At 62.4% G+C, this 8,101-nt stretch carries 9 protein-coding genes; 1 reads left to right on the forward strand and 8 read right to left on the reverse strand.

Annotated elements, in window-relative coordinates; genetic code table 11:
- Positions 1-248: 248 nt before the first annotated feature.
- Positions 249-1,388 (reverse strand): bifunctional 3,4-dihydroxy-2-butanone-4-phosphate synthase/GTP cyclohydrolase II, encoded by a 1,140-nt coding sequence (ribBA, locus tag F8N96_RS01635; RefSeq protein ID WP_150796290.1) that lies wholly within the window; start codon positions 1,386-1,388, stop codon positions 249-251.
- 71 nt (positions 1,389-1,459) lie between these two features.
- On the opposite strand from ribBA, the gene F8N96_RS01640 reads away from it, so the two are divergent.
- Entirely contained in the window at positions 1,460-1,756 is a 297-nt protein-coding gene (locus F8N96_RS01640; protein WP_150796291.1) for a DUF1330 domain-containing protein, read from the forward strand.
- A 575-nt stretch (positions 1,757-2,331) separates the two neighbouring features.
- Here F8N96_RS01640 and F8N96_RS01645 read toward each other — a convergent pair.
- From F8N96_RS01645 to F8N96_RS01675, 7 genes are all read right to left on the reverse strand, one after another.
- A complete protein-coding gene (locus F8N96_RS01645; protein WP_150744358.1) occupies positions 2,332-2,895 on the reverse strand; it encodes an NUDIX hydrolase in 564 nt (187 codons plus the stop codon).
- Between the two features lie 2 nt (positions 2,896-2,897).
- Positions 2,898-3,650 carry a GntR family transcriptional regulator gene (locus F8N96_RS01650; RefSeq protein ID WP_150796292.1) on the reverse strand — a complete coding sequence of 251 codons (753 nt, stop codon included), beginning with the start codon at positions 3,648-3,650 and terminating at the stop codon, positions 2,898-2,900.
- Between the two features lie 84 nt (positions 3,651-3,734).
- A complete protein-coding gene (locus tag F8N96_RS01655; RefSeq protein WP_150796293.1) occupies positions 3,735-4,124 on the reverse strand; it encodes a carboxymuconolactone decarboxylase family protein in 390 nt (129 codons plus the stop codon).
- A 133-nt stretch (positions 4,125-4,257) separates the two neighbouring features.
- Entirely contained in the window at positions 4,258-4,743 is a 486-nt protein-coding gene (locus tag F8N96_RS01660; RefSeq protein ID WP_064677220.1) for a flavin reductase family protein, read from the reverse strand.
- A gap of 12 nt (positions 4,744-4,755) precedes the next feature.
- Positions 4,756-6,237, reverse strand: coding sequence for an aldehyde dehydrogenase (locus F8N96_RS01665; protein WP_150764564.1), 1,482 nt, complete (start codon positions 6,235-6,237; stop codon positions 4,756-4,758).
- Positions 6,234-7,067 (reverse strand): alpha/beta fold hydrolase, encoded by an 834-nt coding sequence (locus tag F8N96_RS01670; RefSeq protein ID WP_150764565.1) that lies wholly within the window; start codon positions 7,065-7,067, stop codon positions 6,234-6,236. Before F8N96_RS01670 ends, F8N96_RS01665 begins: the two co-directional genes overlap by 4 nt.
- 45 nt (positions 7,068-7,112) lie before the next feature.
- The gene (locus F8N96_RS01675; RefSeq protein ID WP_150796294.1) at positions 7,113-7,703 is read right to left on the reverse strand and encodes an amino acid synthesis family protein; all 591 of its coding nucleotides are present in this window, start codon (positions 7,701-7,703) and stop codon (positions 7,113-7,115) included.
- Positions 7,704-8,101: the final 398 nt, after the last annotated feature.

Below are 8,101 nucleotides of genomic sequence, written 5' to 3' on the forward strand. Positions count from 1 at the left end.
TCGGGAGCAGTAGGTCCATCTGGCCAGTAAGGTCGTCCGGTCTATGGAATATCATATTATGGTATTCCAAACTTTGTGCAAGCACTTTGCCTTACCGGCTATCAGCCAAAATGGGTTTTCTTGCGGTGAAACGCTTGCCTTGATGCAGGACTTGTAGGAGCCAGGCTTGCCGGCGAAGGCGTTCTTGCGGATGCCTTCGCCGGCAAGCCTTGCTCCTACAGGGGCGTCTTTGCCGGCAAGCCTGGCTCCTACAGGGGCGTCTTCGCCGGCAAGCCTGGCTCCTGCACGAAAGGAATGGTCTCCACGACTTCCAGGTCGTAGCCGGTCAATCCCGCATATTTCAACGGCGGGCCGAGGTGACGCAGCTTGCCGACGCCCAGGTCTTGCAGAATCTGTGCCCCGGTTCCTACTTCAGAATAGATGCGCGATTGCGATCGACTGAACTGCCGTGGCGGCTGGGTGAGTTGGGGCACCCGTTCGAGCAGCGCCTGGGACGATTCATGGTTGGCCAGCACCACCACGACGCCGCGACCTTCCGCCGCCACTCGCTGCAAGGCCGCCCACAATGTCCAGTTGGAAGGACCGCTGTATTCGGCACCCACCAGGTCGCGCAGCGGGTCGATCACGTGCACGCGCACCAGCGTCGGTTCGTCCCGGCGCAATTCACCCATCACCATTGCCATGTGGACACCGCCTTCGATGCGATCCTCAAAGGTAATCAGACGAAAGGTGCCATGCACCGTGGGCAATTCACGTTCACCGATACGCACGACGGTGTGTTCGGTGCTGAGGCGGTAGTGGATCAGGTCGGCGATGGTCCCGATCTTGATGCCGTGTCGGCGGGCGAACACTTCCAGGTCCGGGCGACGGGCCATGGTGCCGTCATCGTTCATCACTTCGACGATCACCGAGGCCGGGGTGAAACCGGCCAGGCGTGCGAGGTCGCAACCGGCTTCGGTATGCCCGGCACGGGTCAGCACGCCACCTTCCCTGGCGCGCAAGGGGAAGATGTGGCCGGGTTGCACGATGTCGGCGGGTCCCGCCCCCTGGGCGACGGCGGCGGCGACTGTACACGCCCGGTCTGCGGCAGAAATGCCGGTGGTCACGCCGACGGCGGCCTCGATGGACACGGTGAATGCGGTGCTGAACACGCTGCCGTTGCTCGGCACCATCTGCTCGAGACCGAGGCGCTGGCAGTGGTCGTCAGTCAAGGTCAGGCAGATCAGCCCGCGGGCTTCCCGGGCCATGAAGCTGATGGCCTCGGCGGTGCAGCAGTCGGCGGCCAGCAGCAGGTCGCCCTCGTTTTCCCGGTCTTCGTCGTCGACCAGCAGCACCATTTTGCCTTGGCGGTAGTCTTCGATGATTTCTTCGATGCTGTTGAAGGCCATGTGCGGATTCTCGGTGTTTGATGGAAATGCTTTGTGGTATACCATAATACAAAATTAACCGAGAGGTCACTATGAAGGCGTACTGGATTGCTCATGTAGATGTCACCGATCCTGACCAATACAGCCAATACACCCAGCGCGCGCCGGCGGCTTTCGCGTTGTATGGCGGGCGAGTGCTGGCCCGGGGCGGGCGGTGCGAGGCGCTGGAAGGCGGGCCTGCGGCGCAGCGCAATGTGGTCATCGAGTTTGATTCTTACGAGCAGGCGCTGGCTTGCTACCGGTCGGAGGCATATCAGGAGGCGAAACGGCACCGCGAAGGGGTGGCACGGGCGCAGATTGTGATTGTCGAGGGCGTGGCGCCGATTTGATAGATCACCGCCCCTGTAGGAGCCGGCTTGCCGGCGAAGGCGATGGGTCAATCAACACATTCATTGCCTGAACAGACGCCTTCGCCGACAAGCCGGCTCCTACAGGTCATGCGTCAGCCTTCAATCCCGAAAATCCCCGCGATCGAATGTAGGCGCTGGCTTGCCAGCGAAGGCGGTGGGTCAGTCGACACATTTATCGCCTGGACGGACGCCTTCGCCGGCAAGCCGGCTCCTACAGGTCATGCGTCAGCCTTCAATCCCGAAAATCCCCGCGATCGAATGTAGGAGCTGGCTTGCCAGCGAAGGCGGTGGGTCAGTCGACACATTTATCGCCTGGACGGACGCCTTCGCCGGCAAGCCGGCTCCTACAGGTCATGCGTCAGCCTTCAATCCCGAAAATCCCCGCGATCGAATGCAGGCGCTGGCTTGCCAGCGAAGGCGGTGGGTCAGTCGACACATTTATCGCCTGGACGGACGCCTTCGCCGGCAAGCCGGCTCCTACATGTCATGCGTCAGCCTTCAATCCCGAAAATCCACGCGATCGAATGTAGGCGCTGGTGTCCGACTGTAAATCGTCAGCGAATGAAGTGGATCTTGCCGGTATCGTCGTTGCCGATGTAGATGCCATACACCCCGGCCTGGCGTTCTTCGATATAGCGCTCGAGGATCTGCCGGATCGCCGGGTAGTAAATGCTGTCCCAGGGAATATCCTCAGGCGCGAAGAATTTGTAGTCGAGGGTTTCCGGCCCGTACTGGCCGGTAATCTCCAGGGCGATGGCGCGGAAGATGATGTACACCTCGCTGATCTTCGGTACGCTGAAAATCGAGTAGGGCGAGAGAATTTCCGCGCGCACGCCGCTCTCTTCCCAGACTTCGCGCAACGCGGCCTGTTCGGTGGTCTCGCCGCCTTCCATGAAGCCCGCCGGCAGGGTCCAGGTGCCGGGACGCGGCGGGATCGCGCGCTGGCACAGCAAATACTTGCCATCCTGCTCGATGATGCAGCCGGCAATGATTTTCGGATTGATGTAATGGATGTAGCCGCAACCGCGACACATCAGGCGCTCGTGCGTATCGCCCGGCGGCAGCTGTGACTTGAGGTCATTGCCGCCGCACTTTGGACAAAAGCTCGGGCTGAACATGATCAGCGACCTATGCGCGGTTCTTTCAGCGCGATCGGCAGGGTGATCTCGGGGATCGCCCCGGTTTCTTCCTGCTTGCGCTTGAGGTATTCCAGGGCCACGGCAGCGGCGGCGCGTACGTGGTCGACGCACGCCTGGTGGGCGGCCAGCGGATCACCGCTCTTGATCGCCTCGACCATGCGCTCCATCTCCTGATTGCTTGATCCGCGACGGTTCTCCTGGGACACCGACGTCGCGCGCAAGTAACTGATGCGCGCCTGCAACTGACGCAATTGCAACGCCGCGACATGGTTGCCGGAGCCTTCGAGCAGCACGTCATAAAAGCCTTGCACCGAATCGATGACCTGTTGCAGCTCGCCTTCTTTGAGGGCCTGGCGGTTTTCCTCGAGGGCTTTTTCCAGGGCCTTGATGTCCTTGGCCTTGGCGCGCAGGGTGAACAGCTGGACGATCAGGCCTTCGAGCACGCAACGCAGCTCATAGATATCGACGGCGTCGGCCAGGGTAATGATCGCGACCCGCGGGCCCTTGGCGTCGGCGAACTCCACCAGGCCCTCGGACTCCAGGTGACGCAAGGCTTCGCGTACGGACGTGCGGCTGACGCCCAGGCGATCGCACAGATCGCGCTCGACCAGACGGTCTCCCGGCAGGAGCTGGAAGTTCATGATGGCGCTTCGCAGTTTATCCAGCACGATTTCGCGCAGGGTAACGGGGTTGCGATTGACCTTGAAGCTGTCGTCGAGTGGCAGGCGTTTCATGGGGTCCGCTCTGAATGTGGCTGTCCATGCAAAAAGAGCACTGCGATCCGTGGATCAGCGGTGCTCGATCACAACAGCCAAGGGTTAACTGGAGGCCTCGGCATCGGCTTCGGCGAAGGCTTCACGGGCGAGCCGGAAACTGTCCACGGCTGCGGGGACACCGCAATAAATACCGACCTGAAGCAGAATTTCGCGTATTTGTTCACGACTCAGCCCGTTACGCAAGGCGCCGCGTACATGCAGCTTGAGTTCGTGCGGCCGGTTGAGGGCCGAAATCATCGCCAAGTTTATCATGCTGCGTTCTTTAAGCGACAAACCCTCGCGGCCCCAGACGTGGCCCCAGCAGTACTCGGTGACCATTTCCTGGAGCGGGCGGTTGAAGTCGTCAGCGTTCTCGATGGAGCGCTTCACGTAGGCCTCGCCCAGCACCTGGGTGCGGATTTTCAGGCCTTGTTCGTACTTGTCATTACTCATCATCGTCCTCTCACCGCAGATCCCTTGTAGGAGCCGGCTTGCTGGCGAAGACGGCGGCACATCCAGCAGAGGTGCTGGCTGACCCACCGCCTTCGCGGGCAAGCCCGCTCCTACAGGGGGTTGTGTAGACCCTTCAGGCCAGCGTGGGCAGCGGGCCCAGCTTGCCTTTGTGGTAGATCATCGGCGTCACCGGCTGCTCGGGCAGGATCAGGTTCTTCACCGCGCCGACGATGATCGCGTGATCACCGCCGTCGTATTCGCGCCACAGTTCGCACTCGATGATCGCCGTCGCCTTGCCCAGCAACGGGTTGCCCAGGGCGCTGAGGTGCCACTCGATGGCCTTGGCCTTGTCCTTGCCTTTACTGGCAAAGGCATAGGCTTCGGCGGTCTGGTCGGCGGACAGCAGGTGGATCGCGAACTGCTTGCTGTCGCGCAGGATCGGGTACGTGTCAGAGGCGTAGTTGGGGCAGAACAGCACCAGTGCCGGATCGATCGACAGCGCACTGAAGGCGCTGGCGGTGATGCCGACGATGCCGCCGTCCGGGTCCAGGGTGGTGACCACCGTGACCCCGGACGGGAACGAGCTCATGACGTCTTTGTAGATGCCGGGTTCGATCATTTCGCAAATCTCCTAGCGCATCACAAACGGATCAGGCATGGGAGCCTGGGAAAGGTTGATCCACACCGTCTTGAGCTCGGTGTAGGCCAGCACCGAATCGATGCCGCTTTCGCGTCCATAGCCGCTGTTCTTGAAACCGCCGATCGGCGCCATGGCCGATACGGCGCGGTAGGTGTTGACCCAGATGATCCCGGAGCGCACGTCCCGGGCCAGGCGATGGGCGCGGCCCAGGTCGCGGGTCCAGATGCCGGCGGCGAGGCCGAACTGCGAGTCGTTGGCGATCGCCAGGGCTTCGGCTTCGTCTTTGAAGCGAATGACCGAGGCCACCGGACCGAAGACTTCTTCCTGCATGATCTTCATCGAGTTGCTATCGCATTCGAACAGGGTCGGCTCGTAGAACCAGCCTTCGCCAAGATGCTCCGGACGCTTGCCGCCCAGGCGCAGGTGCGCACCTTCGGCGATGGCGTCGGCGACCAGGCCTTCGACCACCGCCAGTTGCTGCGCGGTGGCCATCGGCCCCATTTCGCTGCTGTCTTCCTGGGGGTTGCCGATGCGGATGCGTTTGGCGCGTTCGACCAGGCGCTCGACGAATTCATCGTAGATCTCGTCCTGCACCAGCAGCCGTGAGCCGGACACGCAGCTCTGGCCGGAGGCCGCATAGATCCCGGCGATGGCGCCGTTGATCGCGCTGTCGAGGTCGGCGTCGGCGAAGATGATGTTCGGCGACTTACCGCCCAGTTCCAGCGACAGCTTGGCGAAGTTTTCGGCACTGCTGCGCACCACATGCCGCGCCGTCGCAGCACCGCCGGTGAAGGCGATCTTGCGCACCAGCGGGTGGCGGGTGAGGGCGGCGCCGGTGCTCGGGCCGTAACCGGTGACCACGTTGACGACGCCCGGCGGGATGCCGGCTTCCAGTGCCAGGCGCGCCAGCTCCAGAATGGTCGCCGAGGCGTGCTCGGACGGTTTGATCACGATGGTATTGCCCGCCGCCAAAGCCGGGGCCAGTTTGATCGCGGTCAGGTACAGCGGGCTGTTCCAGGGAATGATCGCGGCGACCACGCCCATGGCTTCGTGCACGGTGTAGGCAAACAGGTCCGGCTTGTCCAGGGGCAGGGTGCCGCCTTCGAGCTTGTCGGCCAGGCCCGCGGTGTAGTGGAAAAACTCCGGCAGGTAGCCGACCTGGCCGCGGGTTTCGCGGATCAGCTTGCCGTTGTCACGGCTTTCCAGCTGCGCCAGTTGTTCCTTGTTTTCGGCGATCAGGTCGCCCAGGCGCCGCAGCAGCTTGCCGCGAGCGGTGGCGGTCAGGCCGCGCCAGGCCGGGCTGTCGAAGGCGGTCTGCGCAGCCTGCACGGCGCGCTCGACATCGGCTTCATCGGCATCGGGCAGTTGCGCCCAGGGTTCGGCCAGGGCCGGGTTCAGGCTTTCAAAGGTCTTGCCGGACAGGGCATCGACCCATTCACCGCCGATGCACATCTGGAAGGAGGCGAGTGTCATGCAACGATCCCCTTTATCTGGTTTTGTCGGGCGTGCGCGTTGTCGATAAATTCCAGCAGCAGCTGGTTGACCAGGCGCGGCGATTCTACCGGCATCATATGCCGCTGCTCGGCGAGCACGGCAACCGTGGCGCCGGGAATTCGCTCGGCCAGTTGCCGGGCCATTTCCGGTGTCGAGCCCGGATCCAGTTCGCCGGTGGCGACCAGGGTCGGCACCTGGATGCTCGCCAGATCCTCGGCGCGGTACATGTCCTGGGTGGCGAACAGCTCATAAGTGGTCAGGTAACCCTGCGGGTCATTGTCGGCCAGGGTTTGGCGCAAGGCGGCGATCTGCGCCGGGTTGGCCGCCTGGTATTCGCGGCTGAACCAGCGCGACAGCGCGGCTTCGGCGTTGGCATCCGGGCCGTGCTCGGCCGCCTGGGCGGTGCGGGCGATGACGCCGGCACGCTGTTCGGCGCTGCGATTGAACACGCTGTTGAGCACCACCAGGCCTTGCAGGCGTTGCGGGTAGTGCAAGGCAAACGCCCGCGCCACCAGCCCGCCCATGGAAAAGCCGATCACCGTCGCCTGGGGCAACTGCAGGTGGTCGAGCAGCTCCAGCAACTGGTCGGCATAACCGAGCAGGGGGGTGCCGCTGGCCGGACGCGGGCTGGCGCCATGGCCGAGCATGTCGTAGGCGATCACGCGGTATTTAGTGGCCAGGCCAACGACCTGGCCGCCCCACATTTCTTTGTTCAGGCCCACGCCGTGGATCAAGACCACGGGCTGGCCTTGGCCGGTCGCCAGGTAACTGGTGCCAGCCGGGGTACGTTCAGCGGTGAGCCGAATCATGGAGCGCTCCTGCATGCCTTTTTGTTGTAGTTAGGCTGACCGGGATTACTGGGCTTTTTCGGCCGCCAGTTCTTCCAGATCGATGTAACGGTTGCCGATGCGTGGGTGCAGGCGGCCGCCGTCGGCGCAACCCAGGACCACGACGATTTCGTCGGCGCGCGGTGCATCTTCGATTTGCATTTCCAGGGTGATGTAGTGCGAACGCAGGCCTTCGTCGTCCTTGTGCATCATCGGAATCTGGATCGAAGTACCCGGGCCGCCGCGCTTGTTGGTGAAGCTCAGGTAGCTCTTGGCTTTCACCGCTTCGCGGTAATGGTTGCCGAAGCGCAGGGTGTGGATGACGGCGGAGGCGTGCTCGATTTCGCCCTCGGCGCCGACCACGGCCGCCTTGCCATACGCTTCGATCTTCTCGGCGCCGCCGATGATGCCGACCAGACGCTCGACCATCATGGCGCCGAGGTCGGAGCAGTTCTCGCGGATCTGTGGTTTCAGGTCTTCGACAAAACCGTTGCCCACCCAAGGGTTTTTCATGACGACGGCCAGGCCAACCATGGTCACGGGTTTGTCAGCGGCCTTGCCGCCTTCGATGAAGGTTTCTTCGACGTAGCTGACGATCTTGCGGATTTCGAAACTCATGAGCTGCTCCGTAGGAGGTTTTGGGTGTCTGTGCGTCTGATGGTATACCATAATACCGGAAGCACAAGTCCCTCGGATGAGTTTCTGGTCGGACGGTTTGAAAAAGGGGGATTTGTAGGAGCCGGCTTGCTGGCGAAGACGGTGGCACATTCAGAAGGGGGGTTGGCTGACAGACCGCTTTCGCTGGCAAGCCAGCTCCTACAGAGGGCTTTGGTGGATGCCAAATCGGTGAACGACAGGGATACGGTGTAGGAGCCGGCTTGCTGGCGAAGGCGGTGGCACATTCAATAGAGGTGTTGGCTGGCGGACCGCTTTCGCTGGCAAGCCAGCTCCTACAGAGGGCTTTGGTGGACGCCAAATCGGTGAACGACAGGGATACGGTGTAGGAGCCGGCTTGC

It is taken from the genome of Pseudomonas fluorescens (assembly GCF_902497855.1).
Classification (GTDB): Bacteria; Pseudomonadota; Gammaproteobacteria; order Pseudomonadales; family Pseudomonadaceae; genus Aquipseudomonas; species Aquipseudomonas fluorescens_BI.